This is a genomic window from Duganella margarita, from assembly GCF_009857535.1.
Classification (GTDB): domain Bacteria; phylum Pseudomonadota; class Gammaproteobacteria; order Burkholderiales; family Burkholderiaceae_D; genus Rugamonas; species Rugamonas margarita.
Genome location: NZ_WWCS01000004.1, coordinates 322449 through 339540 on the forward strand (window position 1 = coordinate 322449; position 17092 = coordinate 339540).

At 64.4% G+C, this 17092-nt stretch carries 16 protein-coding genes; 6 read left to right on the plus strand and 10 right to left on the minus strand.

Annotated features, from left to right (window positions below):
* Positions 1-77: 77 nt before the first annotated feature.
* From rsmA to GTP55_RS08675, 4 genes are all read right to left on the minus strand, one after another.
* Positions 78-848 (minus strand): 16S rRNA (adenine(1518)-N(6)/adenine(1519)-N(6))-dimethyltransferase RsmA, encoded by a 771-nt coding sequence (rsmA, locus tag GTP55_RS08660; RefSeq protein WP_161044530.1) that lies wholly within the window; start codon positions 846-848, stop codon positions 78-80.
* The gene (gene pdxA / locus GTP55_RS08665) at positions 845-1924 is read right to left on the minus strand and encodes a 4-hydroxythreonine-4-phosphate dehydrogenase PdxA (RefSeq protein ID WP_161044531.1); all 1080 of its coding nucleotides are present in this window, start codon (positions 1922-1924) and stop codon (positions 845-847) included. The genes rsmA and pdxA overlap by 4 nt, the downstream gene beginning before the upstream one ends.
* 30 nt (positions 1925-1954) lie before the next feature.
* Positions 1955-3439, minus strand: a complete 1485-nt coding sequence (locus tag GTP55_RS08670) for a peptidylprolyl isomerase (RefSeq protein ID WP_229257827.1) — start codon at positions 3437-3439, stop codon at positions 1955-1957.
* An 84-nt stretch (positions 3440-3523) separates the two neighbouring features.
* Positions 3524-5770 carry an LPS-assembly protein LptD gene (locus GTP55_RS08675; RefSeq protein ID WP_229257828.1) on the minus strand — a complete coding sequence of 749 codons (2247 nt, stop codon included), beginning with the start codon at positions 5768-5770 and terminating at the stop codon, positions 3524-3526.
* A gap of 108 nt (positions 5771-5878) precedes the next feature.
* Between GTP55_RS08675 and GTP55_RS08680 the strand changes: the two genes are divergently transcribed.
* The 4 genes from GTP55_RS08680 to GTP55_RS08695 are packed head-to-tail and all read left to right on the plus strand — an operon-like array spanning position 5879 to position 10194.
* Positions 5879-6922, plus strand: coding sequence for an aminoglycoside phosphotransferase family protein (locus tag GTP55_RS08680; RefSeq protein WP_161044533.1), 1044 nt, complete (start codon positions 5879-5881; stop codon positions 6920-6922).
* 10 nt (positions 6923-6932) lie between these two features.
* Positions 6933-7667: an N-acetylmuramate alpha-1-phosphate uridylyltransferase MurU gene (murU, locus tag GTP55_RS08685; RefSeq protein WP_161044534.1), complete on the plus strand. Its 735-nt coding sequence runs from the start codon at positions 6933-6935 to the stop codon at positions 7665-7667.
* A complete protein-coding gene (gene pepP / locus GTP55_RS08690) occupies positions 7667-8998 on the plus strand; it encodes a Xaa-Pro aminopeptidase (protein WP_161044633.1) in 1332 nt (443 codons plus the stop codon). The genes murU and pepP overlap by 1 nt, the downstream gene beginning before the upstream one ends.
* The gene (locus GTP55_RS08695) at positions 8995-10194 is read left to right on the plus strand and encodes a UbiH/UbiF/VisC/COQ6 family ubiquinone biosynthesis hydroxylase (RefSeq protein WP_161044535.1); all 1200 of its coding nucleotides are present in this window, start codon (positions 8995-8997) and stop codon (positions 10192-10194) included. Before pepP ends, GTP55_RS08695 begins: the two co-directional genes overlap by 4 nt.
* Positions 10195-10279: 85 nt before the next feature.
* On the opposite strand, the gene GTP55_RS08700 is transcribed toward GTP55_RS08695, so the two are convergent.
* From GTP55_RS08700 to GTP55_RS08710, 3 genes are read right to left on the minus strand one after another with little or no spacing between them, the layout of a single operon-like run.
* Positions 10280-11758 (minus strand): NAD(P)(+) transhydrogenase (Re/Si-specific) subunit beta, encoded by a 1479-nt coding sequence (locus GTP55_RS08700; protein WP_161044536.1) that lies wholly within the window; start codon positions 11756-11758, stop codon positions 10280-10282.
* The gene (locus GTP55_RS08705; RefSeq protein WP_110845514.1) at positions 11755-12069 is read right to left on the minus strand and encodes an NAD(P) transhydrogenase subunit alpha part 2; all 315 of its coding nucleotides are present in this window, start codon (positions 12067-12069) and stop codon (positions 11755-11757) included. The genes GTP55_RS08700 and GTP55_RS08705 overlap by 4 nt, the downstream gene beginning before the upstream one ends.
* A gap of 14 nt (positions 12070-12083) precedes the next feature.
* The gene (locus tag GTP55_RS08710; protein WP_161044537.1) at positions 12084-13196 is read right to left on the minus strand and encodes a Re/Si-specific NAD(P)(+) transhydrogenase subunit alpha; all 1113 of its coding nucleotides are present in this window, start codon (positions 13194-13196) and stop codon (positions 12084-12086) included.
* 221 nt (positions 13197-13417) lie between these two features.
* Here GTP55_RS08710 and GTP55_RS08715 point away from each other — a divergent pair, with 221 nt between their 5' ends.
* Both GTP55_RS08715 and mnmA read left to right on the plus strand, forming a co-directional pair.
* Entirely contained in the window at positions 13418-13915 is a 498-nt protein-coding gene (locus GTP55_RS08715) for an NUDIX hydrolase (protein ID WP_110845516.1), read from the plus strand.
* A gap of 3 nt (positions 13916-13918) precedes the next feature.
* Positions 13919-15019 carry a tRNA 2-thiouridine(34) synthase MnmA gene (gene mnmA, locus GTP55_RS08720; protein ID WP_161044538.1) on the plus strand — a complete coding sequence of 367 codons (1101 nt, stop codon included), beginning with the start codon at positions 13919-13921 and terminating at the stop codon, positions 15017-15019.
* Positions 15020-15023: 4 nt separating this feature from the next.
* On the opposite strand, the gene GTP55_RS08725 is transcribed toward mnmA, so the two are convergent.
* The 3 genes from GTP55_RS08725 to GTP55_RS08735 all read right to left on the minus strand — a co-directional run bounded on the left by GTP55_RS08725 (position 15024) and on the right by GTP55_RS08735 (position 17006).
* Entirely contained in the window at positions 15024-15464 is a 441-nt protein-coding gene (locus tag GTP55_RS08725) for a response regulator (protein WP_161044539.1), read from the minus strand.
* A gap of 13 nt (positions 15465-15477) precedes the next feature.
* A complete protein-coding gene (locus GTP55_RS08730; RefSeq protein WP_161044540.1) occupies positions 15478-16254 on the minus strand; it encodes a 5'-3' exonuclease in 777 nt (258 codons plus the stop codon).
* 80 nt (positions 16255-16334) lie between these two features.
* Positions 16335-17006, minus strand: coding sequence for a glutathione S-transferase (locus GTP55_RS08735; RefSeq protein ID WP_161044541.1), 672 nt, complete (start codon positions 17004-17006; stop codon positions 16335-16337).
* Between the last annotated feature and the right edge of the window lie 86 nt (positions 17007-17092).

Consider the following 17092-nt stretch of genomic DNA (forward strand, 5'->3'; position numbering starts at 1 on the left):
ACCATACTGCACTTGTCTCCTCCACTTCTTGCAAAGGAAATGGATTTAAGCCCGCTAGCTTTAGCGGGCTTTTTTTTTTACTTCAGCAGATTCGCCAGTGCGACGTACTGGGCCAGGCCCACCGCTTCCGGGCGGTCGGTCGGCTTGATGCCGGCTTCGATGATCTGCTCTTCGGTAAACATTCCCGCCAGGCAGTTGCGGATCACCTTGCGGCGCTGCGAGAAGGCTTTCTGCACCACCGCTTCCAGCGTCGGGCCGTCGCAGGCCAGCGGATTGGCGACCGGAATCATGCGCACAATGGCCGAATCCACGCGCGGCGGCGGATCGAACGCCTCCGGCGGCACCACGAACAGCAGCGACATGTCATAACGCCATTGCAGCATCACCGACAGCCGGCCGTAGACCTTGCTGCCCGGCGGCGCCACCATCCGCTCCACCACCTCTTTTTGCAGCATGAAATGCTGGTCCTGCACCAGCGGCGCAAAGGTCGCCAGGTGGAACAGCAGCGGGCTGGAAATGTTGTACGGCAGGTTGCCGACGATGCGCAGTTTCTGTCCCGCCGGCACCGGAATGGCGCTGAAGTCGAACTTCAGCGCGTCGCCCGAATGCACCGTCAGCTTGTTGCGCGGATAGGCTTTTTCCAGCCGCGTCACCAGGTCGCGGTCCAGTTCGACCACATGCATGTGCTTGAGCGTGCGCAGCAGCTGGTCGGTCATGGCGGCCAGGCCGGGGCCGATTTCCACCATGGTGTCGTCGACCTGCGGATCGATGCTGTCGGTAATGCTGCCCAGGACGTGCTGGTCATGCAGGAAATTCTGGCCGAAGCGTTTGCGGGCTACGTGTTTCATATTTTATTGTCCAAAGAATGAGTTGCCATGGCGAGCGCGGTGTCGATCGCTTGTTGCATGCTGCCGCAGTCGGCTTGGCCGAAGCCCTGCGCGGCCAGGTCCAGCGCCGTGCCGTGGTCGACCGAGGTGCGGATCAGCGGCAGCCCCAGCGTGATGTTGACGCCGTGGCCGAAGGTGGCGTACTTCAGCACCGGCAAGCCCTGGTCGTGGTACATGGCCAGCACGCAGTCGGCGTCTTTCAGGTATTTCGGCTGGAACAGCGTGTCGGCCGGATACGGACCGCGCGCATCAATGCCGCGCGCCTGCGCAGCCGCGATGGCCGGGGTGATGACCTCGATTTCCTCGCGTCCCAGGTAGCCGCCCTCGCCCGCATGCGGGTTCAGGCCGCAGACCAGGATGCGCGGCGCGGCGATGCCGAACTTGGCGCGCAGGTCGGCGTCGATGATGTCCAGGATGCGCGCCAGGCCGTCCTGGCTGAGCGCCGCCGCCACGTCCTTCAGCGGCAGGTGGGTGGTGGCCAGCGCCACCCGCAGTGGCGCGCCGTGCTGCTCGCCTTCAATCGCCTGCGGCCCCGCCAGCATCATCACCACCTGCGGCGTGGCGGTCTGGTCGGCGAAGTATTCGGTATGGCCGGAGAATTTGACGCCGGCGTCGTTGATGGTGCTCTTTTGCAGCGGCGCGGTGACCACCGCCTCGAACCAGCCGGCCTGCACGCCTTCGATGGCGGCGTCCAGCGTGGCCAGCACGGCGCGGCCGTTGTTCTTGTCCAGCTTGCCGGGCACGACATGCGCGTCGAGCGGCACGTCGATCACGGTGAGGCGGTCGGCGCCGAAGTGCGGCAGGCCGCCGTTGCGCACCGCCATCAGCGACAGCGACGACACGCGGATGGCCGGATCGAGATCGGCGGCCGTCATGGCCAGGAAGGCGGCGTCGCCCAGCAACACGCAGTTGACGTCGTGCCGCCGGGCCCATGCCGCGCGCAGCGAGATTTCCGGCCCGATGCCGGCCGGCTCGCCGACCGTCACGGCAATGGCGGGGCGCACTCCCGGGCGCCGTCTGGATGAAGTGGCGCTCATGCGTGCTCCCCTTTCTGCTTACTGTTTCACTTACTTGTTGGCGTTGGCGTTGGCGGCTTTGTCGTCGTCGTTGCGGTACTCGACATAGGCACGGTCGCGCACTTCGCGCTGCCAGCTGTCGGTGGCGTCTTCCAGCTTGCGCTCGCGCAGCGCCTGGCGCGCATTATTGCGCTCGCGCTCCTTGGACTGGTCGTCGGTCTTGCGCTCCAGCACCTCGATCAGGTGGATACCGAAGCTGGTTTCCACCGGCTGGCTCACTTCGCCGATCTTCAGCGCGTTCATCGCGGTTTCAAATTCCGGCATGACGTCGCCCGGCTGCAGCCAGCCCAGGTCGCCGCCCTTGGCGGCCGACCCGTCCTGCGACACCAGACGCGCCAGGTCTTCAAACTTGGCGGCGCCATTGTCCAGGCGCTCCTTCAGTTCCAGCGCCTTGCGCTTGGCGTCGGCCGCGCTCATGGTCGGGGTCACCTTGATCAGGATGTGGCGGGCATGGGTCTGCTGCACCGTGGCCACCGCTTGCGCGTCGGCCAGGCTGCGGCGGTCGACCGCCTTCAGGATGTGGAACGCGCCCACGCTCTTGATGATCGGCGTCACCTGGCCCGGTTGCAGCTTGACCAGCGCTTCGGCAAACACCGGCGGCAGGCGCTCCGGCTGGCGCCAGCCGACCACGCCGCCCTGCAGCGCATCGCTGGCGTCCGAGTAGGTGGCGGCCATCTTGGCGAAATCGGCGCCGGTGCGCAGCTGGCGCATCACTTCTTCGGCGCGCGCGCGGCGCTGGGCGATCACTTCGGCCGAGGCGTTGTCCGGGATGCGCACCATGATCTGCGAGATGTTGATCTCGAACTGCTCGGCGGCGGCGGCTTTCTCGGCGGCGATGAAGCTGTCCACCTCGGCGTCGGAGATCTGGATCTTGGCGTCGACTTCGTGCTCACGCAGGCGCTGCATGATGATTTCTTCGCGAATCTCTTCGCGGAAAGAAGCGAACGGCGTGCCGTCCTTTTCCATCTGGTCGCGCAGCTGCTGTACCGACAATTTCTGCGCTTCGGCGATGCGCTGGATCGCGCGGTCGAGTTGCAGGTCGTCGACGCGCACGCCCATTTCCTTGGCCAGTTGCAGCTGCGAGCGCTCGACGATCATGCGCTCGAGCATCTGGCGGCGCAGGTCGGCCGGGGCCGGCATCTGCGCGTTCTGCGCCTTCATGCGGTTGATCACGGTCTTGATGCGGTTGTCCAGCTCGCGCTGGGTAATGACGTCGTCATTGACCACCACCACGATCGAATCGATGGCCACATTGCCCGATTCCCCCGGCGGCAGGAAGCCGGCGCCGTCCTTCTTGTCGGCGGCAGGCTTGGCCGGCGCGGCGGCGTTGGCGGCCGAGGCCGCCGTTGCGGCCGCAGCAGGCGCAGGCGCCGGCTCGGTTTTCTTCTTCGACGAGAACAGGCTGCAACCACTCAGGGCGGCCGTGCACAACAGGACTGCGAGGACTTTCATCTGGTACTTACTGGCATTACGCATGGTAGAACGCTCAAGAGTCAGGTGTAAAAAAGGCAAGGGGCGCCGACGCGTTTTTTGCGCGGCGGACGCCAAGTGTACATCGAGTTAGCGGCCATAGCCCTCATTCAGGCGTTGATAGCCCGGAATGCTGGCCTTCATGGCCTCCAGCGGGCTGCCGAGGCCCAGGTGCGACAGGCCGTTGAGCTCCAGCTGGAAGAAGATCTGGGTCGAGGCCTTGGTCGAGGTGGTCACGAAGCGCTGCGCGCCGGTGCGGAACACCCAGCAGTCGGCGTTGTACTCGAGGCCGGCCAGGCTTTCCAGGATTTTCTTGCCCTGCAGCGAGTAGCTGATGCGGCCCACGCCGTACCAGCGCTGGAAGATCGGCCACTGGCTCGACAACTCGATATTCTTGAAGTTGTCGCGCAGGTAGCGGTAGCCCAGGTTGAGCACCTTCTTCGGTCCCGGTATCCATTGCGCGGTATAGCTTTCCGACACCACGCGGCGTTCGCCCTGGTTGTACTGCACCGCGCTGTCGAACATCCAGGTGTCCGAGATGCGGCCGGTGGCGGCCAGCAGGATGTCCGAGCGGCTGTCGCCCACCGGCGTCGACTGATCGAGCTGCACCCGCTGGTCGCGGAAATAGAAGCGCTGGCCGAACGCCAGGCGCAGCGCCTCGGCGCCGTTGGCGTCGAGGAAGCGCGAGGTCAGCGCGGCGGTCAGCTGGTTGGCGTCGCCGATCCGGTCCGAGCCGACGAAGCGGTTTTCGCTGAAGATCTGGCTGAAGTTGAAGGTGGCCGCATCGGTGTCGAAGGTCGGGAACTTGCTCTGGTCGCGGTACGGCGTGTTGACGTAGAACAGGCGCGGCTCGAGCGTCTGCGTCATGCTCTTGCCGCCCCACTTGATGTCGCGCTCGAACACCAGGCCGGAGTCCAGCGAGAAGGTCGGCACCGCGCGCGACAGGTTCTGCGCGTCCGTGCCGGCGTAGGCATCGAGCTGGTAGGTGGCGGCGTTGAGCATCACCTTCGGCGTGATGAAATAGCTCGGTCCGATGATCGGGTAGCTCAGCTGCGGGATCGCCACCAGCCGGGTGCCGTTGATCAGCGTCGGATGGTAAAAGCGGGTCAGCTCGGCGTTGAAGGCCCAGTCGAAACCGCCCAGCACGTCATACTGGGCGGCGCTGAAGTTGATCGCCGGCAGCCGGTCATACGGACGCGACACGAACAGCGACGAGTCGACCACCGATTCCGGGTCCTGCAGCACCTGGTACTTCTGCACGCGCGCGGTCAGGGTCCAGAAATCGCCGTGGTAGTCGGTGCGCAGCTCGCGCAGCAGCTGCCGGTCGGTCGAGCTGGTGACGTTCTTGGAGAAGTCGTTCGGGTAGTTGTCGTCCGACGCCGCGTTGAAATTCCAGCTGAAATCCCACTGCTTGGTCAGGTCCTGGGTGTGGCTGGAGCGCACCATCCAGCGGTCGGCCTTGTCGTTCGGGTTGGCCTGCGCATACTCGCGGTCATGCGGCATGAACTCGAGGTAGGTCTCGCCGCGGTAGAAGCCGCCGTCGGTCTCGCCCAGGTAGCGGCCCAGCGCGCCAAACTGGATGCCGCGGTTGGCGATCACCTTCGGGTACAGCGTCAGGTCGCGGTTGGGCGCGATGTTGACGTAGTACGGCACCACCAGCTCGGCGCCGTTCTTGGAGCCAAAGCCGGGCGTCGGCGACAGCCAGCCGGAGCGGCGCGCGCCCGACAGCGAGAACGACATCGCCGGCGTGCCCAGGATCGGCACGTCCTTGAAATAAATCAGCGTCTTGCCGGCGGTGCCGATGTCCCGGCCGGAATCGAGGTTCAGCGTGTCCGACTTCAGATACCAGTCCGGATCGAACCCCTGGCAGGTGCTGTAGGTGCCGTTGACCACCACCGCCTCGTCCTCGTTGATGAAGTCGAGGCGCTCGGCCTTGCCCTGCGCATGGTTGGCTTCCAGCTTGTAGGTCGGGTTGAGCATATAGCCCTTGCCGGTGTCCATGTTCAGCTTGAGCTCGTCGCCGGTGAAATAGTCGCCGAAGCGCCAGATCTTGACGTTGCTCTTGGCCTCGACCTCGTTCTCGACTTGCCGGTAACAGGCGGTGTCGGCGTTGACCTTGGTCTTGTCCCGGACGATCTCGGCATTCCGTTCCAGGTTGACTTCCCGCTCTGGACGGCCGCTGAGATCCTCGGCTTTGACGATGGTGACGGCGTCCTTGTCTTCCACGCGCGGCGCGCGCTGCTTGGGCGGCGCGCTCTGGGCATAGGCGACCGAAGGCAGCGCCGATACAGTGAAGATAGCGGACAAGGCATACGCCAAGCGCTGCAATTTGGGCATGCGTGTCATGAAAAGAAGGGACCAAGCACCATGAAAGGCGATTTTTTGATTTGAATCCCTTATTATATGGGAATCTTCACCTGACGCCGGTTTCCTCGGCATGCTTCAATGTCTTTATTACAGAATTTAACTTCCGATACACGTCTGGAACTGCTGGCAAGCTGGCTGCGCGGCCTGAATGTGGTCGATGTCGACAGTATTCGCCCGGCGTCGGCCGACGCCAGCTTCCGCCGTTACTTCCGCGTCAACGTCTTGTCTGAACAACAAGCGGCGCTGGGGCTGACCCTGATCGTCATGGACGCCCCGCCCGAGCGCGAAAACGTGCTGGGCTTCGTCAAGGTTGACGAAATGCTCACGCATGCCGGCGTCACCGTGCCGCGCATCGTGGCCACCGACTACGAAGCCGGCTTCATGCTGCTGTCCGACCTGGGCAACACCACCTATCTGGCGGCGCTGACCCACGATAACGCCTCGACCATGTACGCCGAGGCGCTGGAAGCGCTGGTCAAGTTCCAGATCACCAGCCGTCCCGACGTGCTGCCGGAATACGACCGCGCCTTCCTGCAGCGCGAGATGAGCCTGTTCCCCGAGTGGTACATCGGCCAGCACCTGAAAGCCACGCTGACCGACCAGCAAAGCGCCGAGCTGCAAGCGGTGTTCGACGCCATCCTGGCCAACGTCACCGCCCAGGCACAAGTGTTCGTGCACCGCGACTTCCACTCGCGCAACCTGATGGTGGTGGACGCCAACAATCCCGGCGTGCTGGACTTCCAGGACGCGCTGTACGGCCCGATGACCTACGACCTGGCCTCGCTGCTGCGCGACGCCTACGTGCAGTGGGACGAAGAGCTGGTGCTGGACTGGGCGATCCGCTACTGGCAGCACGCCCGCTCGCTGGGCCTGCCGGTCAACCAGGACATCGACGCCTTCTACAAGGATTTCGAGTACATGGGCCTGCAGCGCCACCTGAAGATCCTCGGCCTGTTCTGCCGCCTCAACTACCGCGACGGCAAGGCCCAATACCTGGACGACCTGCCGACCGTGATGGACTACGTGCGCAAGACGGCCGGCCGCTACAAGGACCTGCGGCCGCTGGTCAAGCTGCTCGACCTGCTGGAAGACAGCCAGCCGCAAGTCGGCTACACCTTCTGAGGCGGCGCGCATGAAAGCGATGATCTTCGCCGCCGGACGCGGCGAACGCATGCGTCCACTGACCGACACCACGCCCAAGCCGCTGCTCACAGTGCGCGGCCGGCCGCTGATCGTCTGGCACATCCTCAACCTGGTCAAGGCCGGCATCACCGAGATCGTCATCAACCACGCCCACCTGGGCGAGCAGATTGAACAGACCCTCGGCGACGGCAGCCAGTTCGGCGCCAAACTGCTGTACTCGCGCGAAGAGACAGCGCTGGAAACCGCCGGCGGCGTCGCCCAGGCGCGCGCGCTGCTGGGCGAAGCACCGTTCGTCGCCATCTCCGGCGACATCTACGTGCCCTACTTCGACTTCGCGCAGGTCAAGGATGTCTTGCACGACAAGGATATGTGGGGCAATCCCTACCCGGCCGACAAGCGCGACATCTGCTGGCTGTACATGGTGCCCAATCCGGACTGGCATCCGGACGGCGACTTCGGCATGACCATGTACTCGCTGACCAATGACGGCACGCCGAAATGGACCTTCGGGAACATCGGTGTCTACCGCATGGAGATGTTCGACCGCATCGCCGCCGGCGAGCACGCCAAGCTTGGCCCGCTGCTGCGCGAATACGCCGACAAGCGGCAGGTCGGCGGCGAAGTGTACGAAGGCGAATGGCATAACGTCGGCACCGTGCAGCAGCTCGACCTGCTGAACGCGCCGCGCGCCGCGCTGGCCGCTGCCGCCAAGGGCCTGCAGTGATGCGCCCCGCCGCCGACGGCGCCATTTACGCCGGCCGGCGCGCGCGCCTGCTGGAACAACTGCCGGCCGGCGCCGTGGCCGTGCTGGACACCGCGCCGGAAGTCACGCGCAACGCCGACAGCGAATACCTGTATCGCCACGACAGCTACTTCTATTACCTGACCGGCTTCACCGAGCCGGAAGCGGCGGTGGTGCTGGTGGCCGCGCACGGCGATACGCCGGCGCGCGCCATCCTGTTCTGCCGCGAGAAAAACCTCGAACGCGAGATCTGGGAAGGCTTCCGCTACGGGCCGGAAGCCGCGCGCGCAGCCTTCGGCTTTGACGAAGCCCATACCATCGACTCGCTGGACGGGCATATGGCCGGGCTGCTGTCGAATGCGCCGGCGCTGTACTATGCGCTGGGCGGCACGCTCCATGAACGCGTGGCCGGCTGGCTGTCCGCAGTGCGCGCCATGGCCCGCACCGGCGTCACCGCGCCGGCCGTCGTCGCCGATGTGCTGCCGCTGCTGGACGAGATGCGCCTGCTGAAGGACGCACATGAACAGGCCATCATGCAGCGCGCCGCCGACATCTCGGCGCAAGCGCACATCCGCGCCATGCGCGCCGCCCGCGCCGGCGTCCACGAATACGAACTGGAAGCGGAACTCCTGTACGAATTCCGCCGCAACGGCGCACAAGCGCCAGCCTACAACTCCATCGTGGCGGCTGGCGCCAACGCCTGCGTGCTGCACTACAGCGCCAACAACGCGCAGTCGCGCGATGGCGATCTGGTGCTGATCGACGCCGGCTGCGAACTGGATGGCTATGCCTCCGACATCACCCGCACCTTCCCGGTCAACGGCCGTTTCAGCGCGCCGCAAAAGCGCCTGTATGAACTGGTGCTGGCCGCGCAAGCCGCGGCCTTGAAGGCTATCGGCCCCGGTCTGCCCTACGCCGGCGCACACGAAGCGGCGGTGCAGGTGCTGGCGCAAGGCATGCTGGATCTGGGCCTGCTGAGCGGCACCTTGGACGAGGTCATCGCCGGCAAGCGCTACACGCAGTTCTACATGCACGGCACCGGCCACTGGCTGGGCATGGACGTGCACGACGTCGGCCAGTACCGCGACGTGACGCAGTCCGACAAGCCATCGCGCACGCTGCAGGCGGGCATGGTGGTGACGGTGGAACCGGGCATCTACGTGCGGCCCGCCGCCGGCGTGCCGGAAGCATACTGGAACATCGGCATCCGCATCGAAGACGACGTGCTGGTGACCGCCGACGGCCACACCATCCTGAGCGCCGCCGCGCCCAAGACCGTGGACGAAATCGAACAACTGATGCAGCAACCATGACAGACACCACCAACCGCAGCGCGGGTATCGCGGCTGCGACAGCGGCGGGGCCGGCAAGCATCGCGCCGGACTACGACATTGCCATCTGCGGCGCTGGGCCGGCCGGCATGGCGCTGGCGGCGCTGCTGGTCAAGCGCGGCGTGGCCGCCCACCGCATCGCCCTGATCGACGCCAAGACGCTGGCGCACGCCGGCACCGACCCGCGCTCGCTGGCCCTGTCCTGGGGCAGCCGGCAGATACTGGAAGAGATCAGCGCCTGGCCGACGGCAGCCACCGCCATCGAACAAATCCACGTCTCACGGCGCGGACAATTCGGCCGCAGCCTGATCGACCGCAAGGACTACGACCTGCCGGCGCTGGGCTACGTCACCCGCTACGGCGACATCGTCACCGCGCTGGGCGCCGAGTGCGAACGCGCCGGCATCGTCTCGCTGCGTCCCGCGCGCGTGCTCACGCTGGATGAAGAAAGCGACGCCGTCACGCTGATCCTGGACGCCAACGGCGCGCCGCAAACCCTGCGCGCCGCCATCGTGGTGCAAGCCGAAGGTGGCCTGTTCAACGAACAGCTGGTACGCGCCGTCAACCGCGACTACCAGCAAACCGCCATCATCGCGCAAGTGCGCAGCAGCACCCCGCCGCCGCACCGCGCCTACGAACGCTTTACGGAGCAGGGCCCGCTAGCGCTGCTGCCCCAGAATGACGAATACTCGCTGGTGTGGTGCGTGCGTCCGCAGAATGCCGATGCACTGATGGCGTTGAACGACAAGGACTTCCTGTCGGCGCTGGGGCAAGCCTTCGGCGACCGCGTGGGGCAGTTCACGCACGCCACGCCGCGCCTGGGCTTCCCACTGGGATTAAACGCCGCAGCGCACAGCACCGCGCGCACCGTCACCATCGGCAACGCCGCGCAGACCTTGCATCCGGTGGCAGGCCAGGGCCTGAACCTCGGCCTGCGCGACGTCACTGTGCTGGCGCGCCTGCTGGCGCAAGGCGCCACGCCGGAGAAGCTGTCGCAATACACCGAACTGCGACAGCGCGACCGCAGCACCACCGTGCGCCTGACCGACACCATGGCCCGCGTCTTCGCCAACGACACCCCGCTGCAAGGACTGCTCGGCATGTCGCTGGCCGCCATCGACATGGTCGGCCCCGCGCGCGGCCTGCTGGCCGAACTGATGATGTACGGCCGCCGCTAACGTCATGCCCGCGCAGGCGGGCATCCATGGACTGCCGTGCTGATTGACTCAGCATGGGTTCCCGCCTGCGCGGGAACGACGGGGTTTACTCGACCGCCTTCACCATATCTTCGATGACCTTCTTGGCGTCGCCGAAGACCATCATGGTGTTGGGCTGGTAGAACAGCTCATTGTCCAGGCCTGCGTAGCCGGACGCCATCGAACGCTTGTTGACGATGATGCTCTTGGCCTTGTACGCCTCCAGGATCGGCATGCCGGCGATCGGCGATTTCGGATCCTTGGCGGCCGGGTTGACCACGTCGTTGGCGCCCAAAATCAGCACCACGTCGGTCTGCCCGAACTCACCATTGATATCCTCCATCTCGAACACCTGGTCGTACGGCACCTCGGCCTCCGCCAGCAGCACGTTCATATGCCCCGGCATGCGCCCCGCCACCGGGTGAATCGCATACTTCACGTTCACGCCGTTGTGGGTCAGCTTGGCCACCAGCTCCTTCAACGCATGCTGCGCGCGCGCCACCGCCAGGCCGTAACCCGGCACAATGATCACGCTCTCCGCATTCGCCAGGATGAATGCCGCATCGTCCGCGGAACCCGACTTGACCGGCCGCTGCTCCTGCACGCCGCCGCCACCTGCCTCCGCCGGCGCACCGCCAAAGCCGCCCAGGATCACATTGAAGAACGAGCGGTTCATCGCCTTGCACATGATGTACGACAGGATGGCGCCCGACGATCCCACCAGCGAACCGGCGATGATCAGCATCGCGTTATTCAGCGAGAAGCCGATGCCCGCCGCCGCCCAGCCGGAATAGGAGTTCAGCATCGACACCACCACCGGCATATCGGCGCCGCCGATCGGGATGATGATCAGCACCCCCAGCGCAAACGCAATCGCCGTCATGATCAGGAACGGCACCCAGGCCGGCGCGCTGCCGCTATCGACCACAAACACCAGTCCCAGGCCAACCATCAGCAGCGCCAGGATCAGATTGAGCCAATGCTGGCCCGCAAAGCTGACCGGCGCGCCCTGGAACAGGCGGAACTTGTATTTGCCCGACAGCTTGCCGAACGCGATCACCGAACCGGAGAAGGTAATCGCGCCGACAAAGGTACCGATAAACAGCTCGATGCGATTGCCGAACGGCAGCGGTTCGCCTGCCGGCACAATGCCAAATGCATGCGGCTCCGACACCGCTGCCACCGCAATGCACACCGCCGCCAGACCGATCAGCGAGTGCATCGCCGCCACCAGCTCCGGCATCTTGGTCATCTCGACCTTCTTGGCCAGCACCGCGCCGATGCCGCCGCCGACGATCACGCCCAGCGCCACCAGCCCCAGTCCCAGGCCGCTGCCGTGGCCCGCCGCCGCCGCGGCCGCTGCCTCCGATTGCAGCTTGAGGATCAGCGCAATCGTCGTCACAAACGCAATCGCCATCCCGGACATGCCGAACGCATTGCCGGTGCGTGCCGTGGCCGGCGACGACAATCCTTTCAGCGCCTGGATAAAGCACACCGACGCGATCAGATACAGCATCGTCACCAGATTCATGGAGATGAAGCTCATGCTTTATCTCCTTGTTTGGCTTTCGGTTCCTTCTTCTTGAACATCTCCAGCATGCGCTGCGTGACCAAAAATCCGCCGAACACATTGACGGCGGCCAGCGCCACCGCCACCGTGCCGGCGATCTGCCCGACCAGTCCTTCGGTGAGCGAGGCCGCCAGCATGGCGCCAACGATGATGATGGCCGATACCGCATTGGTGACCGCCATCAGCGGCGTATGCAGCGCCGGCGTCACGGTCCAGACCACGTGGTAGCCGACGTAAATGGCCAGGACAAAAATAATCAGATTAATGATGGTGTGGCTGACTTCCATGGTGACTCCCCGTTTTATTTACGCAGCAATTCGCCGCCGCTGCTCAGCAGCGTGGCCTTGATGATCTCGTCCTCACGGTCGATCACCAGCTTGTCTTCCTTGTCGATGATCAGCTTGAGGAAGTCCAGCACATTGCGCGCGTACAGCGCCGAGGCATCGGCCGCCACCAGCGTCGCCAGGTCCGGCTCGCCGACGATATGCACGCCATGCTTGACCACCGTTTTGTTCAGCTCCGACAGCGGGCAGTTGCCGCCTTGCGAGACCGCCAGGTCGACGATCACGGAACCGGGCTTCATCGCCTTCACCGTTTCTTCGGAAATCAGCACCGGCGCCGGACGGCCCGGTATCAGCGCGGTGGTGATGATGATGTCGGCCAGCTTGGCGCGCTCGTGCACCAGTTCGGACTGGCGGCGCATCCAGTCGGCCGGCATCGGCCGCGCGTAGCCGCCCACGCCCTGGGCGATTTGCTTCTCTTCGTCGGTCAGATACGGCACGTCGATGAACTTGGCGCCCAGCGACTCCACCTGCTCCTTGACCGGCGGCCGCACGTCGGACGCCTCGATCACCGCGCCAAGACGCTTGGCGGTGGCAATCGCCTGCAAGCCGGCCACGCCGACGCCCATGATCAGCACCCGCGCCGCCTTCACCGTGCCGGCCGCCGTCATCAGCATCGGCATGAAGCGCTGGTACAGGTTGGCCGCCACCATCACCGCCTTGTAGCCGGCGATGTTGGCCTGCGACGACAGCACGTCCATCGACTGCGCGCGCGTGATGCGCGGCACGGCTTCCAGCGCAAACGCCTGCAGCCCGGCCGCCGCCATGGCGGCGTTGTTGTCTGCATCAAAGGGATTGAGCATGCCGATGACCACCGTGCCCGGCTTGATCTGCGCGCGTTCCTCGGCATTGGGGGCACGCACCTTGAGGATCACCTCGGCCGACCAGACCTCGCTGGCAGGCACGATTTGTGCACCAGCTGCAACATAGGCATCGTCGGTGACGGAGGCGGCCAGGCCGGCGCCGGCCTGCACCAGGATCTGGTGCTTCGCGGCAAGTTTTTTGACGGTCTCCGGGGTGGCTGCTACCCGGGTCTCCCCCGGCCGTGTTTCGGCCGGTACGCTTATTCTCATGGTGCCTCCATTCGATTAATAAACTGACTACAATCTAACATGGAACTTTGGGCGGAACGCCCCTCATTTGGGCACAATCATAAGGAACAATGCGTTCCTTATACATAATGGTTTCGTCAATTCAAGTATAACTATTTGTCATTAATTACCCGCTAAATTTGTTCCAGCACAAACCAAAAGCCCGGAACAAGCTAAAATGTCGGCTCTTTCAAGGATGACTCATGCCGCGTATCTGGAAACCCTCTGTTACTGTTGCCGCAATTGTCGAAAAAGATGGCAAGTTCTTGCTGATCGAAGAAGAGACCAGCGATGGCATCCGCATCAACCAGCCTGCCGGTCATCTCGACCCGTATGAATCGCTGCAGCAGGCCGTGATCCGCGAAACGCTGGAGGAAACCGCCTACGACTTCACGCCGACCGCGCTGGTGGGCATGTATATGTCGCGCTACACCTCCAACCGCACCGGCGAAGAAGTGACGTATCTGCGCTTCACCTTCTGCGGCTATCCGGGCGAGAAACATGACCGTCCGCTGGACGAAGGCATCCTGCGCACCATGTGGCTGACGCGCGACGAACTGGCCGCCTGCGCCGACCGTCACCGCAGCCCGACGGTGCTGCAATGCGTCGATGAATATCTGGAGGGCCGCCGCGCCCCGCTGGAACTGGTACAAACACATGCTTCTGTCTACAAGGAAGCGATTAGCACTGCGAATGGATAAGTAATGAGTAACGGGTCGGGCAAAAAGCGGGTCGTCATCGGCATGTCGGGCGGGGTGGATTCCTCGGTCTCGGCGTGGCTGCTGAAGGAACAGGGTTACGACGTGGTCGGCCTGTTCATGAAGAACTGGGAAGACGATGACGACTCCGAATACTGCTCGACGCGCCAGGACTGGATCGACGCCGCCTCGGTGGCCGATGTGGTGGGCGTGGATATCGAAGCGGTCAACTTCGCCAGCGAATACAAGGACCGCGTGTTCGCCGACTTCCTGCGCGAATACCAGGCCGGCCGCACGCCCAACCCGGATGTGCTGTGCAACGCCGAAATCAAGTTCAAGGCCTTCCTCGACCACGCGATGACGCTGGGCGCGGACCTGATCGCCACCGGCCACTATGCGCGCGTGCGCCACCACGGCGGCAAGAGCGAGCTGCTGAAGGCGGTCGACCACACCAAGGACCAGAGCTACTTCCTGCATCGTTTAAATCAGGCGCAGTTGTCGAAGACGCTGTTCCCGCTGGGCGAAATCCCGAAAACCGAAGTGCGCAAGATCGCCGAGAAACTCAAGCTGCCGAATGCGGCCAAGAAGGATTCAACCGGCATCTGCTTCATCGGCGAGCGGCCATTCCGCGAGTTTTTGAACCGCTACCTGTCGTACAAACCAGGTCCGATGATGACGCCGGAGGGCAAGGTGGTGGGCGAGCACGTGGGCCTGTCATTCTACACGCTGGGCCAGCGCAAGGGCATCGGCGTCGGCGGCATGAAGGAGTACAAGAATCCGGACGGCAGCAGCGACGCCTGGTATGTGGCGAAGAAGGATATCGTCAACAACGTGCTGTACATCGTGCAGGGCCATGACCATCCGTGGCTGCTGTCGCCGGCGCTGCGCGCCGACCAGGCCAGCTGGGTGGCCGGCGAGGCGCCGGAGGCGCGCGCGCTGTCGGCCAAGACCCGTTACCGCCAGGCCGATGTGGCGTGCGAAATCGCCCCGGAAGGCGCATCGGATTTCGCGTTGAAATTCATGGAAGCCCAGTGGGCGGTGACGCCCGGCCAGTCGGCCGTGCTGTATGACGGCGACGTCTGCCTGGGCGGCGGCATCATCGCCTGACCAGTTAAGAAGCTGCCGGCTCTCCGCCCTCTGCCGGCGGGGTGTCGCCGGCAGCTTTTTCCATCGCCGCGCGCTGGCGCTTGACCATCGCAATCACCACATTCCGGATCGTATTGAGCACCGTATCGGCCTTGAACGGCTTGACGATAAAACCGCTCACGCCCATCGCGTGCGCCGCCTGGATGGTGGCCGCATCGAGCTCGCTGGACACCATGAAGATCAAGGTCTTCGGCCAGTTGGTGCGGATTTCGCGGATCGCCTCATCCTCTTTCTCAATCTGCTCGCGGGCCACGCACACAATGTGCGGATGGTGCTTGATCAGCTGCACCATGGCGCTGGCGCAGGTGTGGGTGGCGCCGACCACGTCGTAGCCGCCGTCCAGCAGCACCGTATTGAGCAGGCCGCGCGCCACGGCGCTAGGATCGATAATGACTGCTTTTAACATCTTGCAAACCTTGTTATAAGTGGGACCAGGCCAGCATGTTCCACGTAACGCCAACCCGCACGTCCGTTTTCAACGCCACCAGTTGTCGAGAAAGATACAGCATTTCACGTTCTTTTCGTAGCGTTTCCCCCAAGGAATCTTTAAGAATGCCCGCGCCGGCCATGATGGCGTCCAGAGTGCCGTATGTACGCAACAGTTTGGCGGCGGTTTTGACGCCCACCTTGGACACGCCGGGGATCGAATCGGTGACATCGCCCATCAGCGCCAGCAGGTCCGGCAGCTGTTCGGCCGGCACGCCCCACTTCTTCTCGACCCAGGCGTGGTCGTGCCATTCGCTCTTGAAGTGGTCCCAGACGCGGGCGCCGTGGGCGATCAGGCCGTGCAGGTCTTTGTCGGTGGAGGCGATGGTGGCTTCGCCGCGGCCTTCGGCCAGCCAGCGCAGCACCACGGTGCCGATCACATCGTCGGCCTCGACCTCGGGCACCGACACCACGTGCATGCCGAAGCCGCGCAGCTTGTCGTAGAAGGCCGGCAGCGCCGCGCGCAGCGGCGACGGCATCGGCGCGCGGCCTTCGCGGTAGCCGGCGTACAAATCGTGGCGCCAGGTGTTGCCGCCGAAATCGAAGGCCGGCAGCAGGTGGGTGGGTTCATGGTCGTTGACCAGCGTGCGCAGCGAGGACAGCGCGTGGCGCAGCGCGAGGTCGGCCTTTTCGGGGCTGTCCGGTTCGGGACTGGCTTCGTAGACGCGGCGCACAATATTGAGGCCGTCGATGGCAAGGAGTCTACCCATGTTCAACTTCATCCGGGCTTTGGTCAAGCCGCCATTCTACCCGACTGAACTGATGCGGCGGCATGCGCCGCATCAACGGCTTACTTCAGCAGTTCGTACGGGCCGCCGCGTTCGAGGGCGCGCTGGAAGGCGGGGCGGCTGTGGATGGCTTTCAGGAAGGCCATCAGCCGGGGACGCGAGCCGTCCAGGCCGCCGCGCGCCGCGGCCGCTTCCAGCGGGAAGCTCATCTGGATGTCGGCCGCCGTGAACTCGTTGCCGGCGAACCATTCGCTCTTGCCCAGCTCGGCTTCGAGGTAATCCAGGTGGGTGGCGATTTGCGGCAGGATGTAGCTGCCCTTGACCTTCTGCGCAATGGCGCGCGCGATCGGCTTGACGAAGAACGGCGCAGGACTGGTCTCGACCCGGTCGAAGATCAGCTTCATCAACAGCGGCGCCATCGCCGAGCCTTCCGCGTAGTGCAGGAAATACGTCCAGCGGCGACGCTCCTCGGTGCCGGCCGGCGGGATCAGGCGGCCATTGCCGTAGGTGTCGATCAGGTATTCGGCGATCGCGCCGGACTCCGCCACCACGATGCCGTTGTCGCTGATCACCGGCGACTTGCCCAGCGGATGGATCGCCTTCAGTTCCGGCGGCGCCAGCATGGTCTTGGGATCGCGCTGGTAGCGCACGATCTCATACTCCAGGCCCAGTTCCTCCAGCAACCACAACACCCGCTGCGAGCGCGAATTATTCAAGTGATGAACGACGATCATGTGACTTATCCCGAGAAAAAAGAACGGCCGTGCGCCGTAACGCCGCTAGCTTAGCACTAACCGCGCCGACGTGTGCCTCCCCTGAT